The organism is Synechococcus sp. MU1617, assembly GCF_020514235.1.
In the GTDB taxonomy this organism is placed as follows: domain Bacteria; phylum Cyanobacteriota; class Cyanobacteriia; order PCC-6307; family Cyanobiaceae; genus Parasynechococcus.
Window position 1 is genome coordinate 463186 of the sequence record NZ_VTLB01000001.1, and the last position, 15902, is coordinate 479087.

Annotated in this window: 16 protein-coding genes; 6 read left to right on the plus strand and 10 right to left on the minus strand. The window is 63.5% G+C overall.

What is annotated here, in order from left to right; translation table 11 throughout:
• Positions 1 to 9 precede the first annotated feature (9 nt).
• The gene (locus FZZ90_RS02560) at positions 10 to 1590 is read right to left on the minus strand and encodes an AAA family ATPase (RefSeq protein WP_226424193.1); all 1581 of its coding nucleotides are present in this window, start codon (positions 1588 to 1590) and stop codon (positions 10 to 12) included.
• The gene (locus FZZ90_RS02565; RefSeq protein WP_226424194.1) at positions 1587 to 5195 is read right to left on the minus strand and encodes a UvrD-helicase domain-containing protein; all 3609 of its coding nucleotides are present in this window, start codon (positions 5193 to 5195) and stop codon (positions 1587 to 1589) included. Before FZZ90_RS02565 ends, FZZ90_RS02560 begins: the two co-directional genes overlap by 4 nt.
• 269 nt (positions 5196 to 5464) lie before the next feature.
• On the opposite strand from FZZ90_RS02565, the gene FZZ90_RS02570 reads away from it, so the two are divergent.
• Positions 5465 to 5611 (plus strand): hypothetical protein, encoded by a 147-nt coding sequence (locus FZZ90_RS02570; RefSeq protein WP_226424195.1) that lies wholly within the window; start codon positions 5465 to 5467, stop codon positions 5609 to 5611.
• On the opposite strand, the gene FZZ90_RS02575 is transcribed toward FZZ90_RS02570, so the two are convergent.
• The 5 genes from FZZ90_RS02575 to FZZ90_RS02595 are packed head-to-tail and all read right to left on the minus strand — an operon-like array spanning position 5608 to position 10978.
• Positions 5608 to 8853, minus strand: coding sequence for an exodeoxyribonuclease V subunit gamma (locus tag FZZ90_RS02575; RefSeq protein ID WP_226424196.1), 3246 nt, complete (start codon positions 8851 to 8853; stop codon positions 5608 to 5610). The two genes, FZZ90_RS02570 and FZZ90_RS02575, sit on opposite strands and share 4 nt — an antisense overlap.
• Entirely contained in the window at positions 8847 to 9530 is a 684-nt protein-coding gene (locus FZZ90_RS02580; RefSeq protein WP_226424197.1) for a metallophosphoesterase, read from the minus strand. The genes FZZ90_RS02575 and FZZ90_RS02580 overlap by 7 nt, the downstream gene beginning before the upstream one ends.
• A 46-nt stretch (positions 9531 to 9576) precedes the next feature.
• Positions 9577 to 9912, minus strand: a complete 336-nt coding sequence (locus tag FZZ90_RS02585) for a hypothetical protein (RefSeq protein WP_226424198.1) — start codon at positions 9910 to 9912, stop codon at positions 9577 to 9579.
• Positions 9912 to 10232 carry an MgPME-cyclase complex family protein gene (locus FZZ90_RS02590; RefSeq protein WP_226424199.1) on the minus strand — a complete coding sequence of 107 codons (321 nt, stop codon included), beginning with the start codon at positions 10230 to 10232 and terminating at the stop codon, positions 9912 to 9914. Before FZZ90_RS02590 ends, FZZ90_RS02585 begins: the two co-directional genes overlap by 1 nt.
• A complete protein-coding gene (locus tag FZZ90_RS02595) occupies positions 10229 to 10978 on the minus strand; it encodes a pyridoxine 5'-phosphate synthase (protein ID WP_226424200.1) in 750 nt (249 codons plus the stop codon). The genes FZZ90_RS02590 and FZZ90_RS02595 overlap by 4 nt, the downstream gene beginning before the upstream one ends.
• A gap of 26 nt (positions 10979 to 11004) precedes the next feature.
• On the opposite strand from FZZ90_RS02595, the gene FZZ90_RS02600 reads away from it, so the two are divergent.
• The 4 genes from FZZ90_RS02600 to grxD are packed head-to-tail and all read left to right on the plus strand — an operon-like array spanning position 11005 to position 12956.
• A complete protein-coding gene (locus FZZ90_RS02600) occupies positions 11005 to 11760 on the plus strand; it encodes a 1-acyl-sn-glycerol-3-phosphate acyltransferase (protein ID WP_226424201.1) in 756 nt (251 codons plus the stop codon).
• A gap of 27 nt (positions 11761 to 11787) precedes the next feature.
• Positions 11788 to 12315: a hypothetical protein gene (locus FZZ90_RS02605; RefSeq protein WP_226424202.1), complete on the plus strand. Its 528-nt coding sequence runs from the start codon at positions 11788 to 11790 to the stop codon at positions 12313 to 12315.
• Positions 12316 to 12363: 48 nt separating this feature from the next.
• Positions 12364 to 12612 carry a BolA family protein gene (locus tag FZZ90_RS02610; protein WP_226424203.1) on the plus strand — a complete coding sequence of 83 codons (249 nt, stop codon included), beginning with the start codon at positions 12364 to 12366 and terminating at the stop codon, positions 12610 to 12612.
• A gap of 20 nt (positions 12613 to 12632) precedes the next feature.
• A complete protein-coding gene (grxD, locus tag FZZ90_RS02615) occupies positions 12633 to 12956 on the plus strand; it encodes a Grx4 family monothiol glutaredoxin (RefSeq protein ID WP_226424204.1) in 324 nt (107 codons plus the stop codon).
• Between the two features lies 1 nt (position 12957).
• Here the strand turns inward: grxD and FZZ90_RS02620 are convergent, their stop codons facing one another.
• Positions 12958 to 13230 carry a DUF6761 family protein gene (locus FZZ90_RS02620; RefSeq protein ID WP_226424205.1) on the minus strand — a complete coding sequence of 91 codons (273 nt, stop codon included), beginning with the start codon at positions 13228 to 13230 and terminating at the stop codon, positions 12958 to 12960.
• A 74-nt stretch (positions 13231 to 13304) separates the two neighbouring features.
• Here FZZ90_RS02620 and FZZ90_RS02625 point away from each other — a divergent pair, with 74 nt between their 5' ends.
• Positions 13305 to 14072 (plus strand): response regulator transcription factor, encoded by a 768-nt coding sequence (locus FZZ90_RS02625; RefSeq protein ID WP_226424206.1) that lies wholly within the window; start codon positions 13305 to 13307, stop codon positions 14070 to 14072.
• Between the two features lie 965 nt (positions 14073 to 15037).
• Here the strand turns inward: FZZ90_RS02625 and FZZ90_RS02630 are convergent.
• Entirely contained in the window at positions 15038 to 15592 is a 555-nt protein-coding gene (locus tag FZZ90_RS02630; RefSeq protein WP_226424207.1) for a hypothetical protein, read from the minus strand.
• Positions 15589 to 15873, minus strand: coding sequence for a hypothetical protein (locus FZZ90_RS02635; RefSeq protein ID WP_226424208.1), 285 nt, complete (start codon positions 15871 to 15873; stop codon positions 15589 to 15591). Before FZZ90_RS02635 ends, FZZ90_RS02630 begins: the two co-directional genes overlap by 4 nt.
• Between the last annotated feature and the right edge of the window lie 29 nt (positions 15874 to 15902).

Below are 15902 nucleotides of genomic sequence, written 5' to 3' on the forward strand. Positions count from 1 at the left end.
TCACCCGCTTCAGATCAGCGTCACCAGGTCAAGGCTGGCACGAGCACGCGTGATCGCTGTGTAGAGCAAACGGCGTTGATGTTCTGCAGCAAGACCATCCTCGAGGGGATCGGGCCAGAGCACGATCACCCGATCCGCCTCACTGCCCTGGGCCCGATGGATGGTGAGAGCAACTGCGGGCTCCAAACGCCGCAAACGGGCTGGATGCAAACGGCGCACCTGCGGCTGGCCTTCCGGATCCACCACCTGAAACAACAGGCGTCGTTCAGAGCCGGCCCCGATCACCACCCCGAGGTCGCCATTGGCCAAGCCGAGTTCCGGTTGATTGCTGCCGCAGATCACCGGCAAGCCGATCGGCCAACGCTCGACCTTGCCCGCGGAATTGGCCCCCAGCAACGTGCGATGCACATCATCAAGACTCCACGGCCCCCGGCGGCGTGGACAGAGCAACAGGTCCTGCTCCAGAAACGCGAACAAGGCCCGCGACTCCGACATCAAACCCTGCTCGGGGCAGCGGTCGAGATCAACAGTCAGCTCCTGAAGCTGCTGGAGGCGCTGGATCCAGCGCTGCCGCACCAAGGCCGGAAAACGACGCAGGGGGCTGGGGTGCACTTGAAGATTGGCCTGCTCAGGCAAGGCGGCCAGATCCACTGCAAAAGCCCGCAGATCCCCCTGGCGAAGCTGTTGAGCCACCTGCGCAAGGGCTCCGCGGTTGCGGTAGGTGCGCTCGAGATGCACGGCGCCGGCAGCGAAACGGTCGCGCACGTCCGGCTGCTGAAGCCGATGCCAGACCGCTCCACTCCCCACTGGCGGCAGCTGGGCTGGATCCCCCACCAACAGCAGCCGGCAACTGCTGGGCAACGCCTCCAGCAAGGCCTGGGTCAAGGCCAGATCCAGCATCGACATCTCGTCGATCACCAGCAGATCCAGCTCCAAGGGACGCTGTCGATGCCTGCCGAAGCCACGGCTGCCGGCCTCCAACCAGCGGTGAAGGGTGCTGCAGGGCAACGGAGCCCGCTGTGCCAGCACTGCCTCCCCCAGGCGCCGAGCCGCCTTGCCCGTGGGGGCCGCCAAACCAATGCGTAGGCCTGGATGGCGGGCTTCCGCCCGGGCCAGAATCTCCACCACCGTGCTGGTTTTACCCGTGCCCGGGCCACCGCTGAGCAGCACAACCGAGGCCTGATCCAGGGCGCGCACGGCGGCGCACTGTTCAGCGTTGAGACGATCCGACAGCTGGGGATCAACAACCTTGACGGACTTTGGAACGGGAGCTTGGGCCCGCTCTACCAGCTCGGCCACCACCTGCTCCATGGCCTGCAACCAGCGGCGCCAGCCCAGCCGATCACCCTGAAGCAGCAGGGGGGAGGCATCCCCCTCCAGCCAGCCACTGGCTTGGGCAACGGCCAGCCGTTCCGGCGTCAGCGCCACCGTCAACTCCCCCTGCTCCAAGGCCAGCACCAAGTCGCGGCTGAGCTCCTCCAATGCGGGGCCATCCGCCTGGGGCGGAATCCGTCGCCGCAGAGCGGCATGGAGGCCAGCCGAGAAGCTGGAGGGCCAAGAGCTGATTCCCGGGGGCAGAAGCTCTGTCACGCCGGCACCTGCCCCAGGGCTCGATCCAGGGCTGCGATGCGATTGAGCGACACGGGTTCGACGATGCGCCCAGGCCCGACAGCATCATCTGGAGAGGCAGCTACCGATCCGGGCATCCCCCGCAGGAAGCAGTAGACGTAGCCGCCCAGATGCTGCTCCGGGTCGTAATCCGGCAGCCGCCAACGCAGATGGCGATGCAAAGCCACCAGGTAGAGGTGAGCCTGAAGAGGGTAGTGGTGATGCAGCATCTGCTCCTCCATCGCCTCCTGGGAGTAGTGATGCGGACCGCACCGTCCCGGCTCAGCACCGGTGCGCCGTTCACCGATCCAATTGCTCTTCCAGTCGAGAACCCACCAGCGCTTCTGCTGGGGGTCCTGGAACACCAGATCGATTGAACCGGTGAGAAAACCGCGGCTGTTGATCGAGAGCGACGCCAACGCCGGGCTGTAGGAGCGGCCAAAACGGGCCTGGGCATCACAGCCGAAGGCGGCCACCAAATCGGCCGTGCGCACGTGCTGAACCGGCAGATCAAAACTGAGTTCAGGCAGGCGCTGATGCGGCCCCAGCCGATCCAGAGACAAGGCACCCAGCGGTCCCCCCAGGGGGGTCTGCAACACCTGCTCCAAACCCATCAACACATCGTTCTGAAGATCGGGATCAAGCCCAGCCCGCCGCAACTCTGCGGCGATCAGATCAAGCCGTTGGCCGGGCTCAGAGGCCTCCGCCGCAGAAAAGGGGAACTGTTCGAGGATCCGGTGCAGGCAGTCCCCCGCCCCGGCCCCGCGCGGGAAGGCCGCCAGCGGTCCCGTCTCAGCCCATGCCGGTTCTGCCCCGGCCAAGATCGATTCCTCGGCACCAGGATCGCGATCGCGACCTTGCTCATGGAGCTGAACGTCGTCGGATGAGGCAATCCAGGCCGAGTAGCTGGCCCTGCCCCAACTCCGATCGATGCGCTTGGGAACCGAACCAAGGGCCAATGGCTCCGCCACCAGCGGAGGCCGCCAGCGCTTTCCGCTGGGCAGGCTCTCGACCAGGCCATCGATGCTGATCGGAACCTTTCGCGATGCCAAGGCATCGCTCAGCCGCTCATCGGTGAGGCTGTCGATCGCAGCCCCAGCGGCCTCAGCACCGAACAACCAGGCGGGCAAGGGGGAATCCTCCTGGCCGTTGGCCCTGGCCCAGATCAGAATCAACTGGGATTGGGCTCGGGTCACCGCGACATAGGCCAGCCGCTCGGCCTCGGCCGCAATCTCCTGCTGCGCCTGTTGCGCCGCCTGCCAGCCCTCCCCCCAGTGAACATCCACCCGCACCAGGCACTCCCCGGAGCGGGGGTCACGCCAGAGCGGACCGGACACAGCTGGGGGGGACTGCCAGAGGTAGGGGCAGATCACCACCGGATATTCCAGACCCTTGCTGCGGTGGATGGTGACCACGGCGATGGCGCTATCGGCCTGATCGCTGTGGGGCTGGCGGGCCTCCGGCACCGGCTGGCTGGGGTGCAACCGCTCCCGCCGCAACCAATCCGCCGCAGTGGCCACATCCAACCCCTGGCGGTGCATCGCCTCCTGCACCAGCCGCGCCGCCTGCTGCAGATCCCCCAACATCCGTCCCCGTTCCGACAGCCCCGCCATCTGTTCACCGTTCAGCAGATCGGCCAGGGCCCCGAGCAGGCCCAGCCGCGGCATCACCTCAGCCAAACCGCGCAACTGCAGCGCCAGCTGATCCAGCAGGGCCGGCTCCAGGGCATCGGGCGCGATGTTCATCAATCCCGAGCAAGCCAGCAAACGCAGGCGAGCGTCATCACCCGGTTCCGCCAGGGCATCCAGGAACCACTGCAACAGCAACGCAGCTTCACTGTCGAGCACATCCCCCTGGGTCACCAGGCGGGTGGGGATCCCGCAGCCCCCCAGGGCGCGCCGCAGGTCTTCCGCCTGTTGATGGCGACTCACCAGGACACAAAGATCTGCTGGGGTGAGACCCTCCCGTTGCTGCAGTTGATCCAGCACCATCGCGGCGAGCCGCTGGGGCAGCTCTTCCTCCAGGGCACTGCGGCTGGAGGGCGCCTCGGTGGACAACAGCAGCAGTTGCAATGCCGGGGCGTCCTGAGGTGGGGTGGCGGAGCTGCAGGACTGCACCGCGGGCACCGGCAGTTCAGATCGGGGGAGACCCGGAGCCATCAACCGGTTCAACCCCTCCATCAGCGGAGCCGTTGTGCGGAAGTTGTCGAGGAGGTGATCGATCCGCTCCACCCGATCCCGCGCTGCCATGTAGGTGGCCAGATCACCACCACGGAAGCGGTAGATCGCCTGCTTGGGATCACCGACCATCAGCAGCAGGTGGCGTTCACCACCACCAAAGGCACGCTGCAACAGGCGCCACTGCACGGGGTCTGTGTCCTGAAACTCATCCACCATCACAGCCCGGTAGCGCTGTTGCAGGGGGGCAAGCCAGGCAACGTCGCCATCGCAGGGGTCCATAGCGGCCAACAAGCCGCCAAAGGTGATCACACCGCGGCGGCGGCGGCGGAGGTCCAGCTCCCGCAAGCCCCGTTCCAGCAGGAACTGCCAGGTGCGCTCGATCGGTGCATCCCATAGCGCCGCAACAGCGGCCTGCAGGGCCGGCGTCACCAGGCTGGGGTCGGTCTCACCGCACTTGCGCGCGACCTTGCACCAACTGCCGGGGTGGAAGTACTCCTTCAGCGGCTTCTCATGGGCTGCAATCTCCAGCAGCGATGGCACTGCGGTCTGCCCATTCAGCCACTGGTTGATCTGCGCGCAACGATCACTTTTGGGCTTGGCGGAGTAAGGGGTTGTGGCTGCACAACCCTGGGCTTTCCACTGCTCGGCCGCCTGACGGAACCCGGCATCCAGGGCGACATGCTCCCGCTGCCAGAGCGGCACGAAGTCGTCCCAGAGCTGCGCCAGCCAGTGCTCCAGCTGTGGGGCGAGGGACTGGTCCAGATCGATCGCCCCATCACCGGCCCGGAACCGCGGCTGCTGTTGGCCATCGAGTTGCGCCAGCCCTCTGCGCAAGGTCTGGGGCGAGAGGCCACGTTGACGCAACGCCTTGAGCTGATCCGGCGGCAGGCTATGCAGCTCCTGTAGCCAGAGGTCCTGCACCACCTCGGATTGGAGCGCGGTGGCGTCAGTGTCCAGCTGAGGCTCCATCGCCGCAGCGTTGCTGAGGGCCAGACGTCGAAGACTCCGGCGGCAAAAGCCGTGGATGGTGGTGATGTCGGCCCGGTCCAACTGCTCCAGGGCCACCAGCAAGCGCCGAATCCACCGCTGACGCGCCTCCCCTGGCTCGGAACCCGCCAGCCACTCCGCCAGGACGGGGTCCGGGGCAACAGCCTCCATACCCTCCTCCAGCTGTTCGAGTCCCTGCAACGCCTGTTGCAGCCGCTGGCCGATGCGGGAGCGCAGCTCTTCGGCCGCTGCATCGGTGAAGGTCACCACCAACAAGGCCTCGAGGGCGTGGTCGGCCTCCGTGATCAGCCGCAGGCAGAGATGCGCCAGGGCGAATGTTTTGCCGGTGCCAGCGCTGGCCTCAAGCAGGCGGACCCCAGGGCCGAGGGGGTAGGTGTTGGCATCGAAGCGCTGGGCCATGGATGGAGTCTGCTCAACTCCGCCCTCAAAACCAGTGTTAACTTCCATGAAGCAGCCGGAGAAAGCTGCGAACTGGACTGGGTGCAGTCACACCCCAGAACAGAAGACGACCTGAGCGAGGGCCTGAAGAACCCTCGCTTTTTTGTGGGCTTGTGAACGGATGCAACCCAACCCTTGAGAGAACAGGGGCTTGCGATGTTGCCGTGCCATCAGGCCAACACGTTGTGGGAAGCCACCGGCCTGTTGTGTCCCACGAACGTCGTCAGAAATTGGCCCAGCTGCTGGTGCGAAAGGCAGCCGCTGTTGAAAGCATCAACCAAGAACATCGGGCCTACTTCTTTCGCCGTCAGGCAGGCGAGCCCGCGGTGATTTCCAACGAACGCATGCGCGAAATGCTGGACGAGTTGTTCGACTAACGCAGCTGCGCCAGAAGGGGGCCGTACAGCAGCTGACACGCCTCCTGGAATCCGGCCTGATCCATCAGTTGCTCCGCAGCGATCTCCGCACCGAAGCAGAGCTGCATCACCGGTGTCGCCCCTTCGTCTTGCCAGGTCTTGCGGAAGTCCTGCTCCCCGGTCCCCGGTTTGCGCCGGTCTTTGACCACCATCTGCCAGCCGCTCTTCGGGGGGACCGGCCAGCAGCGCTCCAGCCCCTGCTGCGCCAGCCGCACCAGCTGCTGCAACTGGTCTTCGGCTTCAACCGTCGGCAAGGCCGTCCAGCGCAAGTGCACCTCGGCGCCGGCCACCCGGGTGCTGCGCGCCACCACAGCTGAACCGGCGCCTGGAGCCAATCCTTCGGCGCACAGCAACAGGTGCTGTAACCAGCCGCGCATCACCGCCGCGGCAGTAAGCATGCCGGGCTGCACCACCACCTGGGTGTCACCGGCGTAAAGCAGGGGCATCGGCAGGCCGCCGAGCACAGGCACCTCCCGCCGGCAGGGACCGAGCGATGCCAGCTGCCGTTGCAGGGCCTGCCAACGCCGCTGCAGTTCCTCCTGCTCAAGGGCCGCGCCAGCCCCCGCCGGCAACACACCCTGGCCCGCCAGCGACGCCGTCCAATCAGGCGCCGATCCAACAATGAATTGCTCCTCAAGCTCGTGGTTGAGCAGCAGATAGCGCTGCAGACCATCCAACTCGAGCGTCTCAAGATCCTCCACTGCCTCAATGCCTTCCCCAGGCCGCAACCCCCGCGCCTGCAACCAGGCCTTCTGGGGCTGCTGCATCCAGGCCAGCAACGCTTCAGGATCCAGGGCTAGATCGTCTCCATCACGTCCCTCGGCCTCGTCATCGATCGTGTCCTCCTGCCAGAGCGATGCCCAGGCCAGCCCTTGGGCATCCTGGGCCGATGCCGGAGCACGATCCAGGCAGCGCCGGGCGTCCAGCTGGCGCCGATCACAGCTGAGCGGTGCGTTGGGCTGGAAATTCTCACGGGAGAGAGGGTTGGCCGCCGGCGTGATCAACAACCCCTCCATGGACGCGCCGGCCCGTTGCAACTGCTCCTGCAGCACGGCAAGCCACTGTTCAACCGGCGCAGCAGGTGGCTGGGGCTCACCGGTGCGCTCCAGCCGCCCGCACCAGCTGATCAGCAGATGACGGCGTGCCGACATCAAGGCCTCCAGCAGCACGTAGCGGTCCTGATCGCTGCTGCGGGGATCCCCCAGTCGCCGTTGCTGCTCGAGCAGATGAAAGCCAGGGCGGCGGCTTGGGCGCGGGAAGTCGGCGCTGTCGAGGCCCATCAAGACCACCACCTTGTGGGGAATCGCCCGCATCGGCTCCAGGGCACTGATGGTGAGTGCGCCACTGCGGTGCCCAAAGCGGCCGCTGTCCACCGACAAGGCCTCCTGCAGCACCTCCAAGGCCACGGCAGCGTCGAGATCCAGGGGGCAGCCATGGGCCCGCAGCCGCCACTCCTCCAGCGCCGCCGCCCAGCTCTGCGCCTCATCGGCCCAGGCCCCGCCCCCAGCAAACAGCTCCTGCAACAGAGACTGCAGCACCTGCACCCAGCCATGGCACGGCCGGGGCTGTCGCAGCCGGTCAAGCATGCAGGCCAGACGATCCAGCAGCGTCCACCAACGCACCAGACGATCAGGGTCCAGCTCCTGTTGGAACGGTGCCGCCCCTGCCGGAGCCAGGCCCGGCTCCACCGGCAGCACCAGCCCCAGCAGCCAACGGTCGAGACACCAACGCAGGCTGTGCATCTCGTCCCCGCCCCGCTCACGGGCATCCAACCCCCAGCGAAAACCGCTGCGTTGCAGCGTTTGGGTGATCAGCACCGCCTCCTCCGCCGTCAGTCCCTGCTGGCCCTGCAGAGCCGGGTTGGCCAGGAGACGTTCCAGCCCCGTGGCGGTGAAGCGTGTAGCAGCCAGCTCCAGCAGCGTGAACATCGCCATCGACAACCCCGGACTGCTCTGCTGACTGCGATCGGTTAGACGCCAGGGCAAATCAAGACCGATGGCCGCCGTGTCGTTGAACACGGAGCTGAGCAACGGTGCATAGCGCTCAATCTGCGGTGTCATCACCAGCACGTCGCGTGGCGCGAGATCGGGATCGGCCGCCAGCCACTGCAGGATGCGATCACGCACCAATTGCACCTCCCTCCAAGGCCCCGGTGCCGCCTGAAACAGCAGCGACTGATCGCCTGAGGAACGATTCAGCTCAGAGATGCTCTCCGCATCCACCAGCTGCTGCTGAAGCTGATCGAGCAGGGTGGGCTGGCGCTCTTCCGCCGCGGCGATCTGCAGTGAACCTGCAAACAGATCACCCTCACGTCGCTCCCCCAGCTGCACTTCACCGGAGCCCTCCAGCAACTGCTGAAATTCAGCGCCCATCCGGCCAAGGACAGCCTCCAAACGCGGTGCCTCCGCCAACCAGCCCCCATCGGGCGGGACCAGCCAGTCATCCCTGAGCGAAGCGCGCCGACTGCCGCAGCGCTGCCAGAGATCCGGACACGGGGTCAGCAGGTAGATCTCCACCTCCAACAGGCCTGACAAGGCCTGAATTAGATCCACCTGCACCGGCGCCAGAGCACTGATGCCGAACAGCCGCAGCCGCTGCGGCAGCAGGTCCGGATCAACGTCTCCTCGCCGGAGACGATCGACGGCCTCACGCACCTGCAGACCGAAGGGAGCTCGGGGCAGCCGTTGGGCCAGCAGTCGCCAGAGCACGGGCTGCCAGTCGTCTTCAGGTCGCGTCCGTTTCCACTGCTCCAGTTGATCGGGGCGGTAGAGGGCGTAATCGTCCATGGCATCGGCGATGGAGCGCGCCAACTGCCAGCGATCCCGTGTCAACCCCGAGGAGGTTCCTTCACGCTGGGCCAGCCAGGCCTGAAGCGGCTGGGCGACGGGCTGATCCAACAGCTCCGGCAGCAGCTCGAGCACAGCCCACACCAGCTGGCCCGCCCGCCATGGATCGTCTTCCTGCGCGGGGAGATGCAGCACCTGCCGCACGAGCTGCCGCAGGCGACTGCCCGGGAAGGGGAACCGCACCAGGGAACTGATGCCATTGGCTGTGGCCAGCTGTTCCCCCAACCATCGACTGGTGGGCCAGGTGTTAACCATCACCTCCACCGTCTCCAGGGGCCCCGGCTGCTGCTCGATCAACTGACGGGAGAGCAAGCGAGCCAGAAATTCAGCCCTGTTGCTTCGGTAAACCCTCAGCAAGGGCCTACCTCTCCAGCCAGCACCGACAGCCGCCGATTGAGGTCCGAAGGACGGGGAAAACTGGTGTCGGTTGCGGCCCCCTGCACCTGCACGACCGCATCTGTTTCAGGGCAGTAAGCCGACAGATAGCCCCCATAAACCGCCCCGGTGTCAATCAAAACGATGGAGCCAAGCCGTTCCACCTGGGGACGTGGCGTGTGCCCCACAACAACCAGGCCAAAACGACCGTCATAGGCCTCCCAGAACGGATCGCGAATCGACAGATCCGGCTGGCCCTCGGTGTTGAACCCGGCATGGGTGGCGCACCAACCGTCACCGCGATAGATGAGCGGAAGCTGTTGCAGGCGCGGCAGCCACTGGTGTGCGCGGCTGTCGCCCAACTGGCCGTAGGTGGCGTGTTCACTCAAGCCGTCCTGGGATTCAAGAGCCTCAATGAGGTCTTGCTCATGGTTCCCGCGCAGCCACGTGGCACGACCGGTCTGGATCAGATCCCAGACCAGATTCAGCGTGGCGGGGATGGCCTCGCCACGGTTGATCACATCCCCGCAGAAGACCAGATGGTCGTTCGGCGGCAGGCTGGCGAGCAGATGGCATAGGGGCTGGTAACAGCCATGCACATCTCCAATCACCCAATGCCGGCGGCTGCGCAGGTTCAAAGCAACAACCTGGAGATGCATCAATTCTGATGCTCAGCCAGGCACCGCCAATACTCCGTAATGCAGATCAGAACAAACCGAGAAAGCGTTTGCGTTCCTTGGGTTGGCTCGGGTCTGGCTTGGGCTTATCGGGGGTTTCGCGGCGATAGCGGGCCTTGGCATCACCGACGGTGACCAGGGGATCGTTGTTCTTGAACCAGATCCAATCGCGAATCGGCGGCGTTTCTGTGAGATCCCGACGAGTCAGCCCCAGCCCAAGTTTGGCCGAAGCCCCCAGAAGGATGTCCACCATCGCGTCCCCGTCGGCACAGGTAGCCAACGCCTTGTTGGTTTTCTGCGCACCATCGAGAGCCTGCACCAGAAGTGCGATGCGCTGCTGAACGGGTAGGGAACTGGGATTCATCAGACGGCACCGGCAAGAGCATCGGGAATCCCCGCGGACGGTGCTTCAAAGGACCCCACAACCACGTACTCAAGACGCAGTTTGAGGAAGGTGATGAAGGTGGGATCGGTGGACACCACAGCGGCAGCTGGCTGGGGAATGCTCTCCTTCAGCTCAGCCAGCTCAGGAGAAGACAGGAAAGCTGGTTGCTTCACCAACCAGAAATCAATGGTCTTGCCGGTTTCGGCGTAGTTGCGTTGGCGCTCCCGCAGCACTTCCTCCAGCGGCTCCTCCACGGTGAGGAAGCGCTCGCTGGCTGCAACGAAGTGATATTTGGTCATCCGGGCGCCTGTCCGAAAAGGGGATCAAGGCGGGGATTCTGAACCAAGACCTTCATATCCCGCACAGCCTGTTGCAGTCCGACGGCGACAGAGCGGGCCACGATCGTGTGACCGATGTTGAGTTCCTCCATCCCAGGAATGGCCGCGATGGGCTCGACGTTCTGATAGGTGAGGCCATGGCCGGCATTGACCCGCAGACCGAGCTGACGGGCGATGGCTGTGCCCTCTTGCAACCGCGCCAGCTCCTGGGGCTGGGTGCTCCAGTCGGCATCGGCGTAGCGACCCGTGTGCAATTCCACCCAGCAGGCCCCCGTGTTTTTGCAGGCTTGGAGCTGGGTGGCCTCCGGATCCACAAACAGGCTCACCGGAATCTTGGCGGCCTGAAGGGTTTGCACCATGGACTCCAGGGAGGCTTCTTGTGCAGCCACATCCAGGCCCCCCTCCGTGGTGACCTCCTCGCGCCGTTCCGGCACCAGGGTGACCATGTCGGGCTTGATCCGCAGCGCAATCGCCACCATCTCCTCGGTGGCCGCCATTTCAAGGTTTAGGCGGGAGCGCACGGTTTGGCGCAGCAACTCCACATCCCGATCCTGGATGTGACGCCGGTCTTCCCTCAGGTGCACGGTGATCCCATCGGCCCCACCGAGTTCAGCCAGGAGTGCCATCGACACCGGGTCCGGCTCAACGGTTCGCCGAGCTTCACGGATGTTGGCGATGTGGTCGATATTGACGCCGAGGCTGGCCATGACGGGGCAGTCGTTGGCCGGATCCTATGCAGCTTTGCCTAGGGGATTTAGGTTCTCAGGCACCGAATTCGATCAGCCCGTTGCAAGCGGCCCTGGCGACACGAGAAAACAGCCTGCGAGTCGGAATCGACAGCTTCTGGGCCCCCCTGGCGATGTTCACCACCCAGGATCTGGCGCTGCGGTTTCAATTTCGTGAGCGGCTGGTGCTGAATCCGGAGCATCTCCCCCATCAGGGACCGGTGCTGTTGGCACCGACGCACCGCGCCCGCTGGGATGCCCTGATGCTGCCGATGGCCGCCGGCCGGCGGGTCAGTGGTCGCGACTGCCGCTTCATGGTGACCACCACCGAAATGCGGGGACTGCAGGGCTGGTTTCTGCAACGGCTGGGCTGCTTCCCTGTGGACCAGGGACGACCCTCGATGACCACTCTTCGTCTTGCCATCGACCTGTTAGCCGGCGGACAACAGGTGGTGATGTTCCCCGAAGGCAGGATCCACCGGCAGGACGAAGCGATTGCGCTGCGGCCCGGCCTGGTGCGTCTGGCCCAACTGGCCCAGAGCCGCGGCGTTTCCGTTCCTGTGGTTCCCGTTGGCTTGGGCTACAGCCAGGCCCCACCACGGCCTTTCAGCCGGGCAGCCCTCTGTTTCGGAGCACCGCTCACCGTGCCAGCCAAGGGAGATCGCGAGGCGACGCGGCAGTTCAACAGCCAACTTGCTGCTGCGATGCATACGGCTGAACAAGCGGCCCGTGCTGCCGTTGGCCGACCCCTACAAAGCTTCTAAAGTCCGCCCACGTTTTCTTCTGGTCTCATGGGTTGTCGCGCATTGCTGACGACTGCTGCACTGGTGGCAACCCTGGGCGTCACCGCCGCTCCTGGCATCGCCCAAACATCAGCCGAGAACCGTGTTCTGGCTCAGACCCAGGGTGGATTCAATCCAGCGGCCGTCCGTTCGATGCTTGCCGCAGGGGATGCAGCCGCCAGCCGGGGAGATCTGGCCGAGGCACGGGCCGATTACGACAAAGCCCGCAAAGCCTCCAAGCAACTGTTGGCCTTCTACCGCGACCTGAGTGGTGCCTTCCGCGGGCTGGATGCTCGGATTCCTCGTGAGATGGACACCAAGGGCCGTGAAGCTCTGGAACTGTTGGCGGAAACCAACCTCCGACTGGCCGCCCTGTTCCGCCGTCAGAACCAGCCCGAAGTGGCTGTTCCAGTGCTTGTCGAGGTGGTCAAGCTGATGACACCCGCCAAACCCCAGGGACAAAAGGCCTATCAGAGCCTGCTGGAGCTGGGCTTCGTTGAAACTGAATTCCGGGGCGCATCAGCAGTCGGCCAATGAGCCGGTCTGTCAACATCTGAGCCAGTACCCCCTCGCGCAACCACCGCCATGGTGCAGCCGGATGCCGTTGAAGCAGCGATCCAACAGGTCATTCCCGACGCCAACGTCACCGTTGAAGACCTCACCGGTGGCGGTGATCACCTCCAGGTGACAGTGGTGTCGTCCGCCTTTGCTGGCCTTTCACGCATCCGTCAACATCAAATGGTGTACAGCGCGCTGCAGCAGGAATTGGCCAGCGAGGCGATTCATGCCCTCGCCCTCAACACCTCAACCCCCTCGGACGCTGCGTCCGCTTAACGCTTTACCCACGCTCAACGATGGATCCCTCCACCAAAGCTCGCATCGAAACGCTGGTCGCTTCCAGCCCAATCTTCGTGTTCATGAAGGGCTCCAAGCTGATGCCCCAGTGCGGATTCTCAAACAATGTGGTGCAAATCCTGCACTCCCTCGGTGTGGCATTCGAGACATTCGACGTGCTTTCCGATCCTGAAATCCGTCAGGGAATCAAGGAGTTTTCCAGCTGGCCCACCATTCCGCAGGTGTATGTCAAAGGTGAATTCATGGGCGGATCAGACATCCTGATCGAGATGTACAACTCCGGAGAACTTCGCGAAAAGCTGGAAATCGCACTCGCCAGCTAACTCAATAACCCTGGGGATGACGCATGTACAAAGTGCTCACATCCCCGTCAGGGCCAATAAAGCTGGAGGGATCCATGATCCAGCGATCGATCAATTGCTCGAGGCGATGCTGAGAGCGGGGATCAAGCGATCCTGACTTTCGCAACGCATGAAGGTAACCGTCGGAATACAACCGCAACTCCGAAGGGGTGTGATATCTCGTGGTCAGCTCCTGGCAGGCATCGCAGAGCGACTGGAAATGACGGATGGATTCAGGGTCGTCGAGTGATGTCATGAGATGCAACAGCAGCCCCTGCTACCAGCCTGCCAGGAATTTCGGCTTAGCGTAGGCGCGCCTCGGCCGATCCAGTGACCTCCACTCCCCACGACCTCAAGGCGGAAGCATCTGCTGCCAGCAGCGATCCGGTGGTGATGCCAAGCGCAAACACCGGTCAGGAACCTTCGCGGGTGCTGGTGGTCGAGCCACACCCCACCCTTCGCACGGTGCTGGTGCAACGGCTGCGGCAGGACGGTCATCTCACCGCTGCAGTGGCCAGTGCCGCCGAAGCATTGGAGGTTTGTCAAGAACAGTCACCGGATCTGCTGGTGAGTGCAGAACTGCTGGAGCGCAGCTCTGCCCTGCGGTTGGCTGAGCAGCTGCGTTGCCCCGTGATTGTGCTCACGGCACGTGCCGGTGCAGAGCCGGTGGTGGGCCTACTGGATGACGGTGCCGACGATGTACTGCGCAAGCCCTTTGGCCTCGAGGAATTGGCTGCTCGATGCCGCACCCTGCTGAAGCGGGGCCACAGCGGCCTGCAGGAACGGGTCACCGTTGGTCCGCTGGAGGTTCATCTGCTGCTGCGCCAGGTGACGCTGCGGGATCAGCCGGTGGAGCTCAGCCCCCGCGAATTTGCGCTGCTTTGTGCCTTGTTGATGCCGCCCGGACTTGTCCGCAGCCGTCAGGAACTGCTGCGGATGGCCTGGCCTCCCTTCAGCGGTGGGCCCCGTTCCGTGGACACCCAGGTGCTGACTCTGCGCCGCAAGTTGGAGCAGGCCGGTCTTGGCGAGGGCGGTGGTATCACCACCGTGCGTCAGCGGGGCTACCGCTTCAGCCTCGACAACCTGCCAGCCAGTTAAGGCAAGTGAATTAATTCCAGTCACAGACTGGAATTTTGGGGTTGGTGCCAATCAACTCCACCCCGAACCAACCCATTGCCTCGAGCCCTTTGAAGAGGCCTTAATTTGTCTTGTGGTGACGAAGGGCCTGCTTCAGTTGCTCTTCTTTGGGCGGGACCAGATGGTGTGACGACACCCACCCCAATTCACAAAGGTGATTCGAGCAGACTTTGAGCTGAACCGTCCCGCAGGGGAGGTTGGTGAGTTCGGTTGTCATCCCATCGGAGCAACTGGATCGATTCCAACGCCTGAACGACAGATGGCAACGCCAAACATCTGGACAAAATCAAGAGTTGTTCGAAGGACCATCTTCATTGCTTGATCAGCGCAAGCCGGTCAAGATGGCTCTGTCGACACCCGGGAGCCCCCGCCGTGATCGGATTGACCAGGCTGTATTGCAACCAAGGAGAGAGATTTCTCCTCATCGATGTTGCGTCTGAAGACGCTTGCCAAAGGGCCGAAGAGCTACTCAACGACGGCTGGGAAATCGAAGCAGCAATACCGGTCTGACGCAAAAAACCATTTCACGTCCAGATTGGGAGGGAATCTTGGGACGGCATCCCTGAAATGGGGGATCTGGCCTGGGAAAAACATCACTCAAATGGGGGAGTTGTTCTCAGACAGGAACTGAGATGGTGTGTTCAGAGAGGAGAACACCATGCTGCCAATGCTCACCATCGCAATAGCCGTTGCTATCTGGACTCCAATCACTTGTGTCGCATGCAAGTGGATTGCTGATGCCTGAAAGATTGCGTCGGGAAGCCTGATACCTGCCAAAGGGCGTCTTTGAGACAGGCTGAAAGCCATACAAGACCCGAAAGGGAAAGAAGTGTGTCCTGATTGCAGCCACCTATCTCCCGACCAAACCTCACACACACCACCCCGTCAGCACTGGCGGGGTTTTCTGTTTGCAAATACAGCTCTGATCAGCCTGGATACCCCGCTGGCAAACTGATCCATCCCTGAGCCAGCGCCAGAGACATCAGCAACTCGCCGGCAATCATCACAACGGCCAATCCTGCCAACAGTTGATAGGTCCAGGGCGGCGTCAGACGCCCGATGCCCTTGGTCGAGACACTTGTGTTCGCCGCAAGAAGCTCCAGAAATCGATCGAAGCGCTCAATGCGTTGCGGCAAGAGCTGGTGGCGTAGATCGGCTGCCTTCACGTAGTACACCGTTCCGCCCTGACTGGTGCCAACGGGAACCAAGGCCCGAATGTTCTGCCAACGCATGGTCCAGCCGCGCCGCAGCAACCAACTGATCCAGGCGGGGTAACGCACCTGAATTCCCTCGGCATCGGTCTCCACCCGTTCACTCAACAGACCGATCACCAACAGCAGGCCCAGCAGCAGCCCGGCCACCATCAGCCAACGCGACTCCGCAGGAGCCAATAACGGCAAGGGCAACACCAAGGCTCCGTACAGGCTGAGCAGGGTGAAGCGGATCAACGGAGAAAGGCCGAAGCGTTCGATGCCGGTCATCGGTCGTCCGGAGAACCCGGCAACGGTTCAATCAGTTCAGACGGTTGGTAAGTGCCACCAAACACCTGCTGTTCACGGCCTTTCCAGAACTGGCCAAGACGCATCAGATCGGCATGGGCCTCCTGCACCTTCTCGAGATACAGCTGAGGATCCATCGAGTCCTTGGCTTCCTTGAGCTTTTTAAGCCGGAGCATTTGGAGATTCCAAGGCTTGGTCAGCTCACCCCTCTGCTCGAGGTAGCGGGCCAGATCTTCCGAAGACGGCTGAAACTCAGGCGGCATCCCAACTCCTACTTCAAATCACGCTAGGC